13 protein-coding genes are annotated in these 18,794 nt (G+C 46.1%); 7 read left to right on the forward strand and 6 right to left on the reverse strand.

Annotation, left to right across the window (positions count from 1 at the left end):
- Window positions 1–265: 265 nt before the first annotated feature.
- The 4 genes from thrA to ung all read left to right on the forward strand — a co-directional run bounded on the left by thrA (window position 266) and on the right by ung (window position 5,855).
- Window positions 266–2,731: a bifunctional aspartate kinase/homoserine dehydrogenase I gene (gene thrA, locus C6Y39_RS01370; RefSeq protein ID WP_105929536.1), complete on the forward strand. Its 2,466-nt coding sequence runs from the start codon at window positions 266–268 to the stop codon at window positions 2,729–2,731.
- A 121-nt stretch (window positions 2,732–2,852) separates the two neighbouring features.
- A complete protein-coding gene (thrB, locus tag C6Y39_RS01375; protein ID WP_105929537.1) occupies window positions 2,853–3,797 on the forward strand; it encodes a homoserine kinase in 945 nt (314 codons plus the stop codon).
- A gap of 103 nt (window positions 3,798–3,900) precedes the next feature.
- Window positions 3,901–5,184, forward strand: a complete 1,284-nt coding sequence (gene thrC, locus C6Y39_RS01380; RefSeq protein WP_105929538.1) for a threonine synthase — start codon at window positions 3,901–3,903, stop codon at window positions 5,182–5,184.
- Window positions 5,184–5,855 (forward strand): uracil-DNA glycosylase, encoded by a 672-nt coding sequence (gene ung, locus C6Y39_RS01385; RefSeq protein WP_105929539.1) that lies wholly within the window; start codon window positions 5,184–5,186, stop codon window positions 5,853–5,855. Before thrC ends, ung begins: the two co-directional genes overlap by 1 nt.
- A gap of 79 nt (window positions 5,856–5,934) precedes the next feature.
- Here ung and C6Y39_RS01390 read toward each other — a convergent pair whose 3' ends face one another.
- The 3 genes from C6Y39_RS01390 to tal all read right to left on the reverse strand — a co-directional run bounded on the left by C6Y39_RS01390 (window position 5,935) and on the right by tal (window position 9,097).
- Entirely contained in the window at window positions 5,935–6,111 is a 177-nt protein-coding gene (locus C6Y39_RS01390) for a DUF3545 family protein (protein WP_012519516.1), read from the reverse strand.
- A 362-nt stretch (window positions 6,112–6,473) separates the two neighbouring features.
- On the reverse strand, window positions 6,474–8,123 hold the full coding sequence (gene pgi, locus C6Y39_RS01395; protein WP_105929540.1) for a glucose-6-phosphate isomerase: 1,650 nt from the start codon (window positions 8,121–8,123) through the stop codon (window positions 6,474–6,476).
- A 14-nt stretch (window positions 8,124–8,137) separates the two neighbouring features.
- A complete protein-coding gene (gene tal / locus C6Y39_RS01400) occupies window positions 8,138–9,097 on the reverse strand; it encodes a transaldolase (RefSeq protein ID WP_105929541.1) in 960 nt (319 codons plus the stop codon).
- A gap of 409 nt (window positions 9,098–9,506) precedes the next feature.
- Between tal and C6Y39_RS01410 the strand changes: the two genes are divergently transcribed.
- The 3 genes from C6Y39_RS01410 to C6Y39_RS01420 all read left to right on the forward strand — a co-directional run bounded on the left by C6Y39_RS01410 (window position 9,507) and on the right by C6Y39_RS01420 (window position 11,024).
- The gene (locus C6Y39_RS01410) at window positions 9,507–9,737 is read left to right on the forward strand and encodes a hypothetical protein (protein WP_105929542.1); all 231 of its coding nucleotides are present in this window, start codon (window positions 9,507–9,509) and stop codon (window positions 9,735–9,737) included.
- A 9-nt stretch (window positions 9,738–9,746) separates the two neighbouring features.
- Window positions 9,747–10,523, forward strand: coding sequence for a peroxide stress protein YaaA (gene yaaA, locus C6Y39_RS01415; protein WP_105929543.1), 777 nt, complete (start codon window positions 9,747–9,749; stop codon window positions 10,521–10,523).
- 147 nt (window positions 10,524–10,670) lie between these two features.
- Window positions 10,671–11,024, forward strand: coding sequence for an RNA recognition motif domain-containing protein (locus C6Y39_RS01420; RefSeq protein ID WP_105929663.1), 354 nt, complete (start codon window positions 10,671–10,673; stop codon window positions 11,022–11,024).
- A 170-nt stretch (window positions 11,025–11,194) separates the two neighbouring features.
- Here the strand turns inward: C6Y39_RS01420 and C6Y39_RS01425 are convergent, their stop codons facing one another.
- From C6Y39_RS01425 to C6Y39_RS01435, 3 genes are all read right to left on the reverse strand, one after another.
- Window positions 11,195–12,493 (reverse strand): glycoside hydrolase family 2 TIM barrel-domain containing protein, encoded by a 1,299-nt coding sequence (locus tag C6Y39_RS01425; protein WP_105929544.1) that lies wholly within the window; start codon window positions 12,491–12,493, stop codon window positions 11,195–11,197.
- A 156-nt stretch (window positions 12,494–12,649) separates the two neighbouring features.
- Complete coding sequence (locus C6Y39_RS01430) at window positions 12,650–15,394, reverse strand: TonB-dependent receptor (RefSeq protein ID WP_105929545.1); 2,745 nt, start codon at window positions 15,392–15,394, stop codon at window positions 12,650–12,652.
- A gap of 11 nt (window positions 15,395–15,405) precedes the next feature.
- Window positions 15,406–18,771: a glycoside hydrolase family 16 protein gene (locus C6Y39_RS01435; RefSeq protein WP_105929546.1), complete on the reverse strand. Its 3,366-nt coding sequence runs from the start codon at window positions 18,769–18,771 to the stop codon at window positions 15,406–15,408.
- Window positions 18,772–18,794: the final 23 nt, after the last annotated feature.

Consider the following 18,794-nt stretch of genomic DNA (forward strand, 5'->3'; position numbering starts at 1 on the left):
CTTAAAAAGAAATGTTTCTTAATTATTGTTTCATTTTTTGCAATACAGTATGGTGAAAACTGCGGTTGACTTATAGACGTCTATACGGCAAATTGCTTGTATGAAAAAGATTCTAGTTACTCGCACCACCATGATGCTGATTACCACCTTAAATAGGGCGGTCGCTGACTAGTGCAAGTAAGCAAAAGACAACGAAAGCCCGCCTAAACAAGAGCGGGCTTTTTTTTACACACGTTTTAGCATGCGTAACCTTAAGGAGCAGCATATGAAAGTCTTAAAGTTTGGGGGTTCTTCTCTAGCCGATGCACCGCGATATATGCGTGTGATGGAAATTAGCACGGCAACCCACCAAACCGAAGGTGCTGCGGTTGTACTCTCGGCCCCCAAAGGGGTAACTAACGCGCTTTCACTATTGTGTGAACAGGCCGCCGCGGGTGAAGATTTCCAGCCGTTATTTGATAAGTTAAACGATACGGTGACCGGCATTGCCAACAACTTAAACGAAGAACTCGACGGGTTTGCACATGCAAGCGTGGTGGAATTCATTAATAGCCACTTATCGGTATTAAAACAGCACCTTGAAGGCATAAAGCTCTTAGGTGTTGCACCTGATAATGTAGCTGCGGGTATTCTCAGTATTGGTGAATACATCTCGGTAACGCTCTTCAGCGCCATGCTATCCGCCAAAGAAATAGCTAATCGCATCATCGACCCTGTCAAATATGTGCTTGCGGAGGGCGACTACTTAGACAGTATTGCCGACGTTTCACTAAGCAAAGCGCGTTTTTCAGATGTACCCTGCGATGGCAGCGAGTTCTTAGTTATGCCAGGCTTTGTTGCTGCTAACGAAGCGGGTGAGAAAGTTACGCTAGGGCGCAACGGTTCAGACTATTCAGCGGCCATTCTAGCGGCTTGTATCGATGCAAGCTGCTGTGAAATCTGGACGGACGTAGACGGTGTTTACAACGCTGACCCGAATCAAGTTGAAGGTGCTGTACTGTTAGATAAGCTTACCTACCAAGAAGCCATGGAGCTGTCTTATTTCGGAGCCAAGGTGCTTCATCCAAAAACCATCGGGCCTATTGCACAGCATCACATCCCTTGTCTGATCAGAAACACGTTAAACCCGGCAGCGCCAGGTACGTTAATCAGTAATGAAAAAAGCGAAGTGTGGACGTCGGTCAAAGGTATCTCCCAGCTTGATAATGTGACCATGTTTAACGTTGCAGGCCCCGGTCTTAAAGGCATGGTAGGCATGGCAAGTCGCGTGTTTGAAGTAATGTCTAACGCCAATATTTCAATAAGCCTGATCACACAGTCTTCATCAGAATATTCAATCAGTTTTTGTATACAAAGCAAAGATGCCAATCGCGCGTTGAACCTTCTTGAAGATGCATTTGCGCTTGAGCTTCAAAACCAACTGCTTGATCCTATCGAAGTGCGCCATGACCTGGCTATTGTTACCTTAGTAGGTGACGGCATGCGTCAAACTAAAGGGCTGGCTGCGCGTTTCTTTAACTCTCTTGCACAAGCGCGAGTTAACAACGTAGCCATCGCGCAGGGCTCTTCAGAGCGCTCTATTTCAACAGTAATTGAAAGTAAGCGTGCTAAGAAAGCAGTAAAAGTAATCCACCAGAATTTTTTCTCTGACCGCCATACCATAGACGTATTCCTAGTAGGGTGTGGCAACGTGGGCACTGAACTGCTAGGTCAGATTGAAAAGCAGCAGCCTGCTTTGTTGAAGCGCAATATCCAATTACGTGTTTACGGCATCGCAAATAGCCGCAAGCTACTGCTAAATAGCCAAGGTATTGAGCTTAGCGGTGACTGGAAGGCGGCCCTTGAGTCAGCAAGCGAAGGATTAAGTGTAGAGCGCTTACACCAGTTTGCTAACGACAACAGCCTGGTAAACCCGGTTATTGTTGACTGCACCAGCCATGAAGCCATTGCACAGCAATATGTAGATATGATGGAAAGCGGGTTTCACGTTGTAACGCCCAATAAAAAGGCGAATACCAGCGCCATGTCTTATTACCGTAAGCTGCGCAAAACGGCCCTTGATACCAATCGCCAATATTTGTACGAAACCACCGTTGGTGCTGGGCTACCTGTTATTGATAACTTGCAGAAGCTATTCAGTGCAGGTGACGTACTACACCGTTTTGAAGGTATTTTATCAGGCAGCTTATCTTATGTGTTTGGAAAGCTTGAAGAAGGTATGAGCCTGTCGCAAGCGACACAAACAGCCAAGGACAACGGTTTTACCGAGCCTGACCCCCGCGATGATTTAAGTGGTATGGATGTGGCGCGTAAGCTGCTTATTATGGCTCGTGAAGCTGACTTGGCCCTAGAGCTATCTGACATCGAAATTGAATCTGTATTGCCCGCTGGTTTTGCTGAAGACTGTTCAATTGAAGACTTTATGCGTCAGCTTCCTGAGCTAGATGCTGCCATAAATGAAAAAGTTGAGGCGGCCAAGGCCGAAGGCAAAGTCCTTCGCTATATCGGCAGCATTGAAGACGGTAAGTGTAAAGTGAGTATCCAAGCAGTGCCGGCGAGCAACCCGCTTTCACAGGTAAAAGACGGCGAAAATGCACTGGCTATTAACAGCGATTACTACAGCCCAATCCCTTATGTAATTAGAGGATATGGTGCGGGTGGTACGGTAACGGCAGCAGGGGTGTTTGCTGATATTCTGCGTACTATGCCATGGAAACAAATGGCGCATTAACGGCTAATTAACGCTTGGTATGCTTAACCTAATGAATAAGCGGCTAAAGTAAGAAATTCGAAGGTGCGACTTGGGTTAGTGATTTATCCCGTTGAGTCGCAAGCGAAGTAAGAGAAATAATATGAAAGCATTAACGGCCTTTGCGCCAGCTTCAATTGGAAATGTAAGCTTAGGCTTTGATGTATTGGGTGCAGCGCTTGCCCCAGTAGACGGCACTAAATTAGGTGATGAGGTTGAAATAAAAGCGGCTGAGTCATTTTCATTAAAAACGGTAGGGCGCTTTGCTCACAAACTTCCGGGCGGTGCAGATAGCAATATCGTCACTAAGTGCTACCACTATTTTTGTGAGCAGATGGAAAAGGCTGGGAAACCGACCTCTCCGGTAGCCCTTACCCTTCACAAAAACTTGCCAATTGGCAGTGGTTTAGGCTCAAGCGCTAGTTCAATTGTTGCTGCGTTTGCAGCGCTTAATGCTTTCTTCGACAACCCGTTTGATGAAGATACGTTGCTGATTATGATGGGCGAGCTAGAAGGCCAAATTAGTGGTAGCGTTCATTACGATAACGTAGCGCCGTGTTATTTGGGCGGCATGACGCTAATGACGGGCAGCGACGCGCCGGTCACGCTATCACTGCCTTTGAACGACGACTGGTACTATGCCGTTTGTTATTCGGGCATTAGCGTATCGACAGCGGCTGCTCGCGATATTTTACCTAAGCAGGTGGATATGGCGACGGCGCTAACCTTTGGTCGGCAGTTAGGCGTATTTGTTCACGCCTTACATGCGGGTAACTTTGGCTTGGCGGCGTCAGTAATGAAAGATGTCATTGCCGAACCTTACAGAAAGTCGCTACTGCCTGGCTTTGATGAGGCACGTGCATTTAGTGAGCAAGCGGGCGCGCTCGCGTTCGGTATTTCGGGGTCAGGGCCAACGGTGTTTGCCGTGTGTTCAAGTAAAGCGCAGGCGGAAAACGTCGCCGCATATTTAACCGATAACTATATTCAGAACGATGATGGCTTTAGCCATGTGTGCCAAATACCAAGCCAAGGTACTATTATTTCTTAAAGGCACATGATTTCTTAAAGGTATAGTATTTCTTAAAGGCACAGGAATTTCTTAAAAAGATTAAAAGGGCAGCATATCTGCTCAATTAAAAAGGTAACAGCAAGTGGAATTGGTAAATTTAAAAGATTCATCGGACACAGCGAACTTTGCTGACGCTGTGAAGCGCGGCTTAGGTAAAAACCAAGGGCTTTATTTTCCAGAGCATATTCCTACTCTAGACAATATTGATGAGCTGTTGGAAAAACCGTTTGTCGAGCGCAGTATTGAAGTGCTTCGCGCACTGATTGGTGATGAGCTGAACAATGGCGAGCTAGAAGAGATTGTGCAAACCGCATTTGCTTTTGGTGCGCCAGTAGAGCAAGTGAACGATAACGTGTACTGCTTAGAGCTTTTCCACGGACCAACGCTGGCGTTTAAAGACTTTGGCGGCCGTTTTATGGCGCAAACCCTGTCGCGCATCAGCGAAGGGAAGCCAGTAACTATTTTAACTGCGACCTCAGGTGACACTGGCGCGGCTGTAGCTCATGCGTTCCACGGCATAGAGAATATCAACGTGGTTATCCTGTTCCCTAAGGGCAAAATCAGTGCGCTACAGGAAAAGCTATTTACCACGCTAGGCGGTAACATCCATACCGTGGCAATAGAGTCTGACTTTGATGCGTGCCAATCGTTGGTGAAAACCGCGTTTGATGATCCTGACGTACGTGAAGGCCTTCACCTAAACTCAGCAAATTCAATCAACATTAGCCGTTTATTAGCCCAGGTTTGCTACTACTTTGAAGCGGTTAGCCAACTGCCTCAAGAAAAGCGTGACCAAGTGGTCGTCTCGGTGCCTAGCGGAAACTTCGGTAACCTCACAGCAGGTATGATTGCTAAATCGTTAGGCTTACCAATTAAGCGTTTTATTGCGGCAACGAACTTGAATGACACAGTGCCACGCTATCTTAAGACCGGTGAGTGGGATCCTAAGGCGACCGTAGCAACCATGTCTAATGCTATGGATGTGAGCCAGCCAAATAACTGGCCGCGTATTGAGGCGCTTATCGAACGTGGTTACATCGACAAAGCGTGCCTTAAAGGTGAAATGGTAGACGAAGAATATACGCAGCTTGCTATGCGTCAGTTAGCGCAACAAGGTTATACCAGCGAGCCGCATGCCGCTATCGCCTATCGCGCGGTAAACCACGATTTAGAAGACGGTGAAATAGGGTTGTTCTTGGGCACTGCACATCCAGCCAAGTTTAGAGAAACCGTAGAAAATGTATTAGGAAACCCTATCAGCTTGCCTAAGCCGTTGGCCGATGTAGCAGGTGAAGATAGCTTAGCCGTAGACCTACCCGCGTCTTACGATGCACTTAAACAGCATATGATGGATTTATTGAAGTAATGACATCATTGGTTTCAACATGGCAGAGCGCGCTTGGTGAAGAAAAGCAAAAAGACTATTTTGTTGAATTGCTTGAGCGCGTGAAGCATGCGCGAGAGGCGGGAAGCGTCATATACCCGCCTCAGCCTGATGTATTCAACGCACTTAAATACACGCCGCTCGATGAGGTTAAAGTCGTGATATTAGGGCAAGATCCTTACCATGGACCTAATCAAGCCCACGGTCTCTGTTTTTCGGTAAAAGCAGGCGTTAAAACACCGCCATCACTTAAAAACATGTACAAAGAGTTATTGACCGACATCGACGGCTTTGTCGAGCCTAACCACGGTACGCTCACGTCATGGGCAGAGCAAGGTGTATTGTTGCTTAATACTGTTCTCACTGTGGAGCAGGGCAAGGCGCATAGTCATGCGAAGTGGGGGTGGGAAACCTTTACTGATAAAGTTATTGATGCGGTCAATGAACACTGCAAAAACGTAGTGTTTCTTCTGTGGGGAAGCCACGCGCAAAAGAAAGGCAAGCACATAGACCGTGAAAAACACCTAGTCTTACATGCACCTCATCCATCTCCACTCTCAGCACACAGAGGCTTTTTAGGTTGTAAACATTTCAGCCAAACTAACCAATACCTTGTTGCCAAGGGTAAAGACCCCATCAACTGGCAGGTATAGCATTAGCTTTTAGGCTAAGCACCTAAATAAAGCATACTAGAAAGTAAAAAGGCCGCCTGTGTAACAGGCGGCCTTCATTTTATCTTTCCAGTGTTTCTAGCTCGTACTCGAAACCACAGTCGAGTTCGGCGAGTTCTTTTTCTAATTTGTAGCGATCTTGCAGCGCTTCGATTTCTCTCCACTTACGTTTTTTGCTTTTGGTTTTTGCTGGGCTTGCTTCGATGTCTAACATGGCAAATAGATCTGACTTATCCACTGGGATCTCCTTTTTATACCACTACAACTAATACAGAGTTTTTGTTTTTAAATTCCCTCTGTACGATTTTGTATCACAGCCGACACTAAAATAAAATAGTTTAGTTTACCTTTTATTAACAAATTGTGACGATATGATGACAAGGGTAAGGAAAGTCCAGTGTGTTTAAAGCGCGAACAAAAACTGTATGCAATTGATAATTTTTGGTTTTTTAGTAATCAATTGTACAGTGCTTCAGATATCAAAAACGCCTGTCGTATCGCCTATTAATACCGCAACAAAAAACGGCTAGCTTTTGAAAAAGCTAGCCGTTCAGTTTGTTATTTGCACCAAGTGGGTGATTTTAAATCACCTCGTGTTCCTTATTTTGGTGCATTCGCTGCTCTGAATTTGGCAATCAATTGTTGTGTTGAAGCGTCGAAATTGTCTTTGTCCGCTTCGCCTTGAATGCCTGCAAGCACTTGGTTTCCTAGCACTTTACCTAACTCTACGCCCCATTGGTCGAATGAGTTAAGGTTCCAGATAACACCCTGAACGAATACCTTATGCTCATACATTGCAACCAGCGCGCCAAGTGTTTTAGGTGTAAGGCTGTCAAATAAGAAAGTATTGCTAGGCTTATTACCAGGCATGGTTTTGTGAGCGGCTAAGCGTTTGCGTTCTGCGTCGTCAAGGCCCTTACCGTCAAGGTCTGCATAACACTCTTCAAAGGTTTTACCCTGCATGAGCGCTTGGGTTTGACCAAAGCAGTTAGACGCAAGCATGGCATGATGGGTGTCATCTTGATTAGGCACGTTAAGCGGCAGCATAAAGTCTGCTGGTATAACACCAGAACCTTGATGAATAAGCTGGTGGAAGCTGTGCTGACCGTTAGTACCCTCACTACCCCAAATAATTGGGCCAGTCGGGTAGTCCACGTTCTCGCCTTCTTGCGTCACTTCCTTACCATTACTTTCCATATCTAACTGCTGTACGTAAGCTGGTAAGCCACGAAGATAATGGTAATAAGGCAGTAAAACATGTGATTGTGCATCAAAGAAGTTTCTGTACCAAACGCCCAACAACGCAAGCAATACAGGCATGTTTTCTTCTAGCGGTGCGGTTGTGAAATGGGTATCCATGTCAAACGCACCTTCAAGCAAGCCTTTAAAGTTTTCAAAGCCAAGTGCAAGTGAAATAGGCAGGCCAATAGCTGACCACAGTGAGTAACGACCGCCCACCCAATCCCACATTGGGAAGATATTGTCGGCGCTAATACCAAACTCGGTGGCTGCTTTAACGTTTGAAGACACAGCTACAAAGTGTTTAGCGATATCTTCTTGTGTACCGCCAGACTTTAAGAACCAGTCTTTAGCCGTAAGTGTATTTTGAAGTGTCTCTTGGGTAGAGAAAGACTTTGACGACATCACTACCAAGGTCTCTTCAAAGTCTACGCTAGATAGCACGTCGTGGATGTGGCAACCATCAACATTGGCAACAAAGTGAACCTTCACCGCTTCAACCGTATGAGGTTTTAACGCCTCGGTCATAATTTTAGGGCCAAGGAACGAGCCACCAATACCGATTGCCACAATGTGCTTGATTGGCTTGCCGGTATAACCTTTGTGTTCACCGCTGTGAACTGACGCGGTAAACGCTTCAATTTTGGCAAGCGTAGCATGCACTTCAGGCATTACGTCTTCGCCATCTACCAGTACTTTACGGTCAGAGAAGTTACGAAGCGCGGTATGCAGCACAGCGCGGCCTTCTGTTGAGTTAATTTGCTCACCAGCAAACATCGCGTCGCGAAGGGTTTCTAGTTTGCACGCTCGAGCGAGGTCGAAAAGTCCTTTAAGCGCGTCATCATTTACACGGTTCTTCGAGTAATCAAGAAAAATACCGCAGGCTTCAAGCTGCATCTTATCAGCGCGATTTGCATCTTGTGCAAACCAGTCGCGCATGTGTGCATTTTTTACCGTTGCAGCAAGTTCAGACAGCTTTTTCCATTCAGGAAGAGAAGTTAAAACACTCATTAATTCAATAACCCTTACGCGCTTAGTTTTTCGCGAAGCATGGTTTCAAGTTTTTCCTGATCTGCGGCAAAGTTACGGATGCCTTCAGACAGCTTTTCGGTTGCCATTGCATCTTCGTTCATTGCCCAGCGGAATTCGCTTTCTGTTAAGCGGTCACCTGGTGTTTTTGTAGCGCCATTGTCTTTAAGCTTAACTTCTAATTCGCCAGGTTCGTTTGCCAGTTCTTCTAGCAGTGCTGGGCTAATGGTTAGACGATCACAACCTGCCAACGCTTGAATTTCACCAATGTTACGGAAGCTTGCGCCCATCACTACGGTATTGTAGCCGTGGTCTTTATAGTAGTTGTAAATTTTAGTTACAGATACTACGCCTGGATCTTCATCTGGTGCGTATGACTCAGTACCGGTCGCTTTTTTGTACCAGTCTAAAATGCGCCCTACAAATGGAGAGATAAGATAAACACCGGCCTCTGCACAAGCTTGTGCCTGGGCGAAGCTAAATAGAAGCGTTAAGTTACACTGAATGCCTTTCTTCTCTAGTTCCTCTGCTGCCTGGATACCTTCCCAAGTAGACGCAATTTTGATAAGAATGCGTGACTTATCGATACCCGCGTCTTCGTATAGCTGAACCAAACGCTCCGCTTTTTCGATAGTGGCGGCAGTGTCGAACGATAGGCGTGCGTCTACTTCAGTCGAGATTCGGCCTGGAATAGTTGCAGAGATTTCTTTACCAATGGTCACTGCTAGCTTGTCTGCAGCATCAGTTAACTGCTGGTCAGCGTCGTTTGACTGAAGTTTTGCCCATGCTACAGCATCATCAATTAGGCTTGCATATTGAGGAAGACCAGCCGCTTTTAAAAGTAGCGACGGGTTAGTTGTGGCATCGACTGGTTGATACTTTTTAATGGCATCGATGTCGCCCGTGTCGGCAACAACGGTAGTGATATCACGTAATGAAGCTAACTGATTGCTCATAATTCTCTCTGTTCTTTATCAAAATAAATTTGGACAACTCGCTGGAAAAGCCAGTTGAATAAAACGGTTCGCTTGCGCGTGTGTAGGGCTTCGCGCTCTCGTTTTCTTTTTGCAAAATACGTATTCCACTGAGGAACGAGGCAAAAATAAATTTAGCGCTTTGGTCATCAAGACACACATCTAGAAGATGCATCTGACTTATTGTTTGAATATTTTTTTGTACTGCTATTTATATCAAACCCGTGTGACAATTCATACATTGAATAATGACAAATTCACTAATCGGATTTCTCTGTTACGCCAATTTACGTCTTTTATATGCCATTTTGCTTTTTCAAGCGTATCAGGTGGTACAATACGGGGGTAATACCATTCCGCATAGATCATTACCCACTCAGCGAGAGTTAAAATGTTCGTAATCGCGGCGTGTCACCGCAGGTATAGTGGTCCTACATCAAGGTGGCACAACAAAGAGTACGGGCATTTTAAACTCGCCCTTCGGGAAGGTCTGGCAAGCTTCCTAGCTTCATTCTGGGAATTTGAAAGGGAACAGCCATTCCTGCATTCCCACGCTTTGCTAGGAAACTTGCCAGCGCCTTCTGAGTCGGCAATGATCTATGCGGATTGGTATAAAATTTAAGGAGTCGAAATGTTAGTTGTAGTATCCCCAGCGAAAAATCTAGATTTTGAAAGCGACATTCCAGTGAGTCAGTTTACTCAGCCTGTCATGCTTGGAGATACGGAACGTTTAATGGAAGTATGCCGCACGTTATCTCCCGCTGACTTATCATCGCTTATGAAAATCAGTGACAAATTAGCCACCTTAAACGCCAACCGGTTTGCTGAATTTTCTACACCGTTTACGCCAGATAACGCGCGTCAGGCAATGTATGCATTTAATGGCGATGTTTATACGGGACTTGATGCTTATTCACTTGATAGCGAAACGGTAGAATACGCTCAAAAACATCTTCGAATCCTATCTGGTCTTTACGGACTGCTGCGCCCACTCGATTTAATGCAGGCCTACCGTTTAGAGATGGGGACTAAATTAACCAACCCAGAAGGCAAAGATTTATACGCATTTTGGAATGACCGCATTACTTATGTGCTGAATAAAGCATTGGAAGCGCAGGGTGATAATGTGTTAATTAACCTTGCTTCAAATGAATATTTTAAAGCGGTTCAAAAGAAATCTCTTGATGGCATGATCATCACGCCCACCTTTAAAGATTGCAAAAACGGCCAGTATAAGATTATTAGCTTCTTTGCGAAGAAAGCCCGTGGCTTGATGGCGCGTTATATTCTTGAAAACCGTGTAGAAGACGTTGAAGGTTTAAAAAACTTCGACGTAGACGGCTATCAGTTTAGTGAAGAACAAAGTTCATCGACGGAACTTGTGTTTCTTCGTAACCAAGAGGGGTAAGCCCCCTCTCTGGGTACTTATCCATGCAGACTGGTATTATTCGGCGTTACCTTAAGAGCGGTAAAGAAACGGCGCGTGATCACATGCTATCGTGATCACATGCTACGATGTACCCTACAATCATTATCAACTGAGTTGAGTCATACCTTGAGCATACTAGTTCGCAACTTACCTAAATCATTTACCCAAGAAAGTCTTGAAGATCTGTTCTTTGAGTTTGGTTCCATTGTGTCATGTGACATGGTGATGGACGATGCAACAGGCTTATCTAAAGGCTTTGGCTTTGTTGAAATGAGCACGCAAGATGAAACCGACAATGCCATTAAAGCGCTAAACGCAAAGGTTATTGACGGGAAAAAAATTCGCGTCAAATGGTCAAATCAAGAGAAGAAGCAGGCCGCTGCTGAAGAGCTTGCTCCTGCAGCACCTAGAGATATACCTGAAAATGTGTGGGGAAATGCTGCTAGCACTAATGATAAGCATAAAAGCGAGCCCGAATAATTGCTTAAAGTTCGATGGTTAGTGTTACGACGAATCGTTGTTATTTTCTCAAATGTTGTCGGGCAAAAAATCGCCTGGATAACGAAACCGAGAGAGTGAGAGAAACTTTATTTAATTGAAGCGCCAGCGCGCAGTTACCCTATAGAGATAAAAACGCGCTAGCGCTTTTTCTATTTCACGAAAAAGGGAAAGTTCGCATGTGCGGCATTACCTTTTCCATCATAAACAAACGCATACAACCGATAAGCCCCCGGAGATTCTGGCGCTTTCAATGTTATTTTCTGTGCTTCAGGGTTCTTTATCAGCCCTAATACTTCCTCTGGCACTACTTCACGGTCGCCACCTACTTCTGTGGCTGTAGACTCTTTTCTCACTTCCCATCTAAATCGCAACTTATCGCCATCGGGATCCACTGCGTTGAGCGTTGCCTCATAACTGTCGCCGGAAAAAAGAAAAACGTTATCAAACGCTACCTTATCATCTAAACCAATGGGGCTTACCCTAGGTGTACGGTTTTCAGGCCACTTTCCTTTCCATATATAGTGCATTACATCTATAGCTTCGGTGCGCTCTCCTGAGTCTAAAAACATTCCGTACCACGTGCTTGTACGTTCTTGCTTTTGCCCCCAAAGAAAAACATAGTTGCCGATGAGTTGTTTCTTTTCCGGCTCAATTGCCTTTACGAAGCTTTTTGCGTAGTTACTGGCCTTTTCTGAACTGGTAGTTTCAACGGGGGCACCCCATTTAGTTTCATATACTTCCCAGTGACCCACTGCGCCCCATTCGGTGATCATATAGGGCCCTTCATAGCCATACTTTTCAATGTATTTAGGAAGATTGACCACATCAGCATAAAGCTGAAAACTAACGAAATCGAGGGACGGAGCACGGCGCGTAATTGCGTCCATGGCTTTTTTGTCAAACCCGGCAATGGTGGTTGTGGTTGGATGATGCGGGTCAAGTGACTTAATCAATTCTGCAGCCTCATTAACCGCGTCGTATACTTTGGGGTTAGTAAAGTCAAAATTCAGCTCATTCCCAATGAACCAAGTTAGTAGGGCAGGATGGTCTTTGTGAGCCAGCACGCTGGCTTTTACCTTCTCAAGCTGTGCAGCGACAGCTTGTTCATCATCATAATCAAAGCCATGTCGCTCACGAGCGAAATCAATGCCTAAAGAGACGGTCATTCCAAGCTCATGGGCTTTATCTAGTAAAGCTTGAGCAGGCATTGCTCCACCATCTATCGACCAGGTTCGAATTGAATTGGCCCCGTGCGCAGCCAAAGTGGCAAGATCGGCACCATCTACCCCGGCCCCTTTAACTAAATACGGCTTACCATCGCGTAACAAGCTATAGCTTCCGTCAGGGAGTTTACTCACTTCTACGTGCACTGGCTTTGCGGCTATTTCGCCACCTGATAACATAGTGAATACAAATAGCAGACTTCCAATGATAGGGAAACGTTGCACATTATTCTCCTTTAATCCTATTTGCGTCGAAAATACAGCATATTGACTACGTTTAAGAGTCATAAAAAATAACGCGCATACTCCTTTCGGTTTATATGCGCGTTGGTTTTGCTTAATTCAACACTAAGCGATTTTCGCTGCTGTTCAACATTTACATTAGTAGGTGTACCTTACGCGCACGCCAAACGTTCTTGGGCGTGTAAAAAAGCGTGTGTTGTCAAACTGGGTAATAATTGTTGCAGCGGTGCGCACTTCATCAAAAAGATTGTTTGCAAAAGCTTCTATACGAAGTGCACCATCGCCATGGGTATAGCCCATACCCGCATCCACTGTCCAATACGCATCAACAGAATCGTCTAGTCGGCGACGAGGATTATCAGGGTTTTGATAATCAATGCTGTTGAATATGGTCAAGAATTGAGAGTCGCGCCACCCTGTTGAAATAACATAATCGAGGGTGCCGCTACCTATATCAAAAATTTGACTTAATGAAGCGTTAAGCTGGAAGCGCGGTGTGCGGGGCAGACGATTACCATCAATAGACTGGAATACGGCTTCATCTGGCGCTACGTCGGCCTGGAAACGAGAATCTTGTATTTCCTGACTGTTCTCAATCTCCGCTTCTAGCCACAGTGCAGTCCAGTTAAAGTTAATGTCGTAAGGTAGCTCAAACTTACCGTCGAACTGCATACCATAAATTGCTGAGTCTGCAGCGTTAAAGCTAAACGACACTACCAGTGCTCCTGGCGTTGCATCAAGTGGGTCAACAGGTGCACCAGAGTTGAATTCAAGGGCTTGTTCAACCGATAACAGGTTTGTAAACACCTGGTCGCGATAATCATTGTAAAACGCCGAGAAGTTAAAGGTGGTAGGAATATCACCAAGATCGAACTCGTTCTTCGAACCAACCTCGAACAATGTAACGCTTTCTTCTTGATAGGTTGGGGCCAACGTTAACCCAGTTGTGGGGTCGCTAAACGTATCGTTAAATCCACCTGATTTGTGACCTGTAGCAATAAGACCATACAACAATTGCTCGTTGTTTAAGTCGTGTTCAAGTCTGATACGCCAGTCTACAAACTCATTATCTATAAGACCATCCTGCACGGTTATGGAGTTGTTGGGCGAGATAGGTACTGCGAAGGAGTGAGTACCATCCTCATTACAGATAAGTCCATCAGTGACATCACTGTCAGAGCAGGCCGGGCGGTTTTCTGCGCCGCCTTGGGTGACGCCATTAGCAAAGATATCGTCAAGGGTGTCTCTGTCACCAAATTGAGCTATACCGTCGAAGTAGAAGGCTAAGAATTCGTCATCAGAAACATTACCATCTCCATTTTGATCTGGGTCGTAAATAGAGCGCCCAAACCCAGCGAACTGGAAGCCCTCGGTGCCTACTCTGGCGCCCATACAGCAACCAAATGGGTTACCGGTGTTAACATCGAAGCCGCCAAGCGCAAAAGCGTAGCGCGCATTCACACCTTGTCGCGTCTTAGTATCTTTGGTGTAACGTAAGCCTAGCGTTAGGCGTGTGTCTGCACTGAACTCGTAGGTGGCATCACCATATATCGAAAATGAATCGGTATCGGTGTTTGGCTGGTTAAATTCAGCACCCTGAAAAAAGCCGCCGCGATCTCCCGCAGATGCTAGGAATGTTTGTTGACGTTCATCAAACAAAAAGATACCAGCAGTGTAGGTGAGTCGGCTTGCATCGTCGTCAGACAATAAACGTAGCTCGTGGATGATTGACTCAGAATCAGTTAAAAACTGGAAACGAGAGAAATCGTCAAGTGCTTGATCCAACGGGGCTAGGGCATCGAAAACGCCAGGGAAATCTGGTGATAATGGCGTTGCGGCTTGATAGTCGTAGATTAGGTCGCGATAGCTTCCATTATATTCCAGCTTAACTTTACCCAAGTCATAGGTGACCTCAAGCTTGAAGCCATCGTGAATAGTGTCTTGGATGGGAGAAAAACCGCGGCCAACTACGTCACGGGGGTCTTCAATGGTGTCGGGGTCTATGCCAAGACCAAGTGGCAAGGCGTAGTTTGTACCCGTGTAACCCGTGCCTTGCTCTCTAGCAAAGTCGTAAGACATGTAAATGCTTAAGTCGTCATTAGGTTCGTAGAGCGCTTGAAATCTTAAGCCTAGGTTATCAGCGGCTTCCGCAAGTTCAAGATCGAGCGGGCCAACATCATTGTAATACGAGTCGTGGTCGGTTTTGATACCGGCAACACGAAAGGCCAATACGTCATTGACGGGTATGTTTAATGCGCCGGTTATCGTTCGATGGTTGTAGTTACCGAACTCAACTTCGGCACTGCCATTCCACTGACCAATAGCTGGGCGCCAAGGGATAATATTTACAGACCCTGCGGTTGCATTTCTTCCCCGCAGTGTACCTTGAGGACCAACGTTTACCTCAACGCGTGATATATCGAAAAATGCTGAACCGATACCAGATGGGCGTGGTATATATACGCCGTCTAAATGCGTCGCCGCAGCCGGGTCACCGAGCTCTGTATTATTAGAGCTGCCTATCCCTCGAATCCATACTTCAACGTTGCCCTGATTGTTACCAATTTCTAAACCGGGAATAGACTCAGAAATATCGGTAATATCCTGGATACCTTGCGCTTTCAGGTCTTCGCCAGAAAAAGCAAATGCCGTTCCTGCCAAATCTTGAATGTCTTGTGACCGACGTTCTACGGTTACCACAATGCGTTCTAAGTCAGCTTTCTTTTCTTCCTCAGTTTTCTCTGTATCTTGAGCAAGCGCCGATGCGCTACCTAAGACGATGGAAGAGGCCAAGATGCAGTGTCCGAATGCTCTTATCTTCCCTGCCAAGACCGATGTTGTATTTATTGGCATGTCATTAAAATCTCGATTAAAAAATTTCATTTTCGACCTCCCTATTCCACGATGGAGAAGTTAACGTTGTCGTAGAAGACACCGCTAGGGTTATAGTCAGTAGCTGAATTAGAGAAGCCAAATTGCAGGATTTGACCGTCTAGACTCTCGTCCAATGTCGCCTCCACAGTGTAGCGCGCCCACTCAGTGTTACTTACCTCGCTTACATCAACTCTTATATCCACACTCGAAGCAAAACCGTTGTTAGGATCGAGTACTCTGATGTAGGCATAAGCAGTCGTCGGTGGGGCAATCCCTCCTTCAAACGGTGCTTTAGCGTCAAATGAGAACACGTAGGTACCGGCGTCAGACGCGCTGAACACGGTCTCTTGGAAACTCGCTGCTTCAATCACCAAGCCATTAGCATGGTCACCGTTATTGTAATCACTGAATACGTTTAAGTACTGAGTACCTTGCGCTTCACCGGCTTCGCCAGTGGCATAGCTTGTGAACCCGCCCGTATTATTGGGAGAGGGGAATGGACCGTAACTATAGGCGAAGTTACCATTAGCAAATACCGCTGCAAAGCTCAGCCATCCGTCACCAATTTCTCCTGCACCGGCGTTACCAGATTCGAAATCTGTTTCGTAGAACACGCCCGGTAGTGCTTTATCAAAGTCAACGTTATCAACAATGATGGCTGAAGGCGCAAAGTTGGTTGTCCTAGAGGTGAAACCAAACTCTAGTAATTGGCCTGCCATAGCGCCGGTGATGTCAAAGTTGACGCTATAAGTTTGCCAGTCGCTACCTGATATCGCCGACAGGTCAATTTCTACCCGTGCGGTGGTTGAAAATCCATTGCTGGGATCTAACGTCTGTACATAGGCGGTGGCTGTTGTAGGATCAGCAATTGCGCCTTCGCTTGGTGCTCTTGCATCGAAGCTAAAGGTGTAGGTGCCGGCGTCTTCGGCAACCAAATTAAACTGTTGGAACGTTGCCGCTTCTATAAATAAGCCATTACCATGATCAGCATTGTTATAATCATTGAACAATACTAGCTGTTGTGAGCCCTGCGCTGCATCGCCTTGTCCTACGGCAATATTCGCAAAGCTATTAGAGTTGAGTGGGGTACCAAATGGTGCGCCATAGTTATAAACAAAGCTGCCGTCAGCAGTAAAAGCCGTACCAAAACTCATCCAGTTGTTACCTAGTGCAGTGGCTTGAGGGTCAACGCCTTCAAAGTCTGCGTAAAAACTTAGCGGTAGTACTTCTTCTTCCACGATATCGGTGAACGGTTCCCAACGAACGTTATCGATAGTGAACGAAGTGGTGGCATTCACGTCCGTAACTGAAAGCACCAAACCAGCACTGACTGTCGTGGTGTTCAGCCCAGCGTTAATGAGTTGATTGAGAGGAATTTCAATTTCCTGCCACTCACCATTAGCAGGTCGGCCCAAGTCTTGTGGTCCACTCGTGCAAGGGAACACACAATCTATTTGCATAGTAATGGTGTTTGTGTCGCTACCAAAGTCTGAAACAAACAAATCAAACACCACTGCGCCATTATTGTACCCTGCTAAATTCTGAGGGTCTGTTGCGATAAACCATACGCCGTTTTCTCCATCCCCATTGAAGGTGATATCGATAACTTGGTCTCGCAATGCATCGTCGCTGGTGACAATTTCCCATTCTATTTTGTTAACACCATCGGGATTGCTTCCATCGGTGTAAGTTTCAAAACCAGAACCGCTATCGACTGCGCCTATGCCAAACGTCCAGAAGGGGTCAACCTCATCAATGAATACGTTTTGCGGCACGGTAGTAATTCGAACAATACCGCACGGCTCAGTTTGTGGAGTTCCGCACACGAGCCGTATATTGTCGAACCGCATTTTCGCAGCGCCACCTACTGGTTCAAGTACAATAAGGTTTACGACTTCCTCAACATTCATCGGACCGCCGCCAAACGCACCAATGTTGCTTTGGATAACGTCACTTAGTGCTAGAGATACTGATGTCCATTCATCAGTAGGAAGGTTAGCAAGTGGAACTTGAGTAAATCCAATGTTTGGAAAGCCGCTGTCAACGCCTACTTGCAGCGCGGTCGCTTGCGTGTCGGCACTGTCGATGTACACGTCAAATTTTAATTCGCCGCCATAAAACTCGTTGTTGTCGGCTCTACCCATTCCAAATAACTCAAAGGTGTTGCCTTCTGGGTCGTTTATTTGAATATTTCCACCGCCACTGGTAGTGACTTCGATTACCGTACCTCTCGTCGTGTCACTTGACTCTACTTCAGCAACGGTTAGCGCACCGTCATTGTCGAAAACACCAATGCCCAAAGGTCTTTCGCTGTTAGTGCCGCTAAATAATACGCCCGGAGCATCGTCATACAGAGGGAACGTATTTACGACGACATTTTGTGGGGGCGGCGTACCGTCGCCTCCTTGAGTGATAACAAATGGGTCTACCTCATCAATACTATTTTCGCACCCAAGACCATCGCCTACAGGTGGTAGAGGGCATTGATAAACGCGGATATAGTCAACCAAAAGTTGCCCAGGAAATACGTCTGCGTCATTGGGGTTGGGTACACCTGCAGGATTGCCTCCAACGGCCAAATTAACAATAAGGTGTTGGTCTTCATTGAAAGGTGCATCGTCCTCACCAGAGAGAAACCCTTCCATTTGGTTTTTGAAATAGTAATTCCAGTAGGTATCTCTACTGATTGTAAAATAATGATCACCGTCTACAAACCAACGAATGCGCTGTGAGTCCCACTCAACCGCGTATTGGTGAAAACCATCAGTAGGGTCGATATCGTAAGTTTTAGACTCGCTAACATTCAGTGGAAATCGCTGACCAAAGTGTGCTGTCGCTGCGACAAATGGCGTAGCCTGACCGAAGCTTTCCATTACGTCTATCTCACCACGCGCCGCCCACTCGCCAAATGGCGAAGGATCGCTGCCAAGAGTCCAAAAAGCGGCCCAAAGTCCAACACCCTCGGGGACTTTAATACTCGCCTCAATTCGACCATACGTAAAATCGAACAAACTCTGCGTTCGCATGCGGCCGGAAGTGTAAGCAAAATTAGGATCTGGAGAGTCACCAACACGTGCTTCAATAATTAACGTTCCGTCTTCTACAGTGATATTGTCGGCAGTGTAGTATTGTAATTCATTGTTACCCCATCCTGGCGGTAATCCCACTGACGTGCCGTCTCCAACTTGTATTTCCCACTTGCTCGTATCTACAGCGGAGCCGTCGAATTCATCAGCCCAAACAAGCTCGAAATTTGCTGAAGTAGGAGGAGGTGGATTTTCAAGCTGGCCGCCTATAGCTTCGTCATCGTTTTGACAGCCACTTAAAAGCATGGAAGCGCTTACAATTGACGCTAGACTTAACAAGTTGAGAGTTGGTCTGCTCATGTGTTTTTCTCTTGTTGACAGGA

Origin of the sequence: Alteromonas gracilis (assembly GCF_002993325.1) — a bacterium.
Taxonomy (GTDB): Bacteria; Pseudomonadota; Gammaproteobacteria; order Enterobacterales; family Alteromonadaceae; genus Alteromonas; species Alteromonas gracilis.

Excerpts from the sequence above, each read along its gene's own strand:
- ung (WP_105929539.1), top strand. The coding sequence starts at position 5,184 with ATGACATCATTGGTTTCAACATGGCAGAGCGCGCTTGGTGAAGAAAAG.
- yaaA (WP_105929543.1), top strand. The coding sequence starts at position 9,747 with ATGTTAGTTGTAGTATCCCCAGCGAAAAATCTAGATTTTGAAAGCGAC.
- pgi (WP_105929540.1), bottom strand. The coding sequence starts at position 8,123 with ATGAGTGTTTTAACTTCTCTTCCTGAATGGAAAAAGCTGTCTGAACTT.
- tal (WP_105929541.1), bottom strand. The coding sequence starts at position 9,097 with ATGAGCAATCAGTTAGCTTCATTACGTGATATCACTACCGTTGTTGCC.
- C6Y39_RS01430 (WP_105929545.1), bottom strand. The coding sequence starts at position 15,394 with ATGAAATTTTTTAATCGAGATTTTAATGACATGCCAATAAATACAACA.
- thrB (WP_105929537.1), top strand. The coding sequence starts at position 2,853 with ATGAAAGCATTAACGGCCTTTGCGCCAGCTTCAATTGGAAATGTAAGC.
- C6Y39_RS01435 (WP_105929546.1), bottom strand. The coding sequence starts at position 18,771 with ATGAGCAGACCAACTCTCAACTTGTTAAGTCTAGCGTCAATTGTAAGC.
- thrA (WP_105929536.1), top strand. The coding sequence starts at position 266 with ATGAAAGTCTTAAAGTTTGGGGGTTCTTCTCTAGCCGATGCACCGCGA.
- C6Y39_RS01410 (WP_105929542.1), top strand. The coding sequence starts at position 9,507 with ATGTTCGTAATCGCGGCGTGTCACCGCAGGTATAGTGGTCCTACATCA.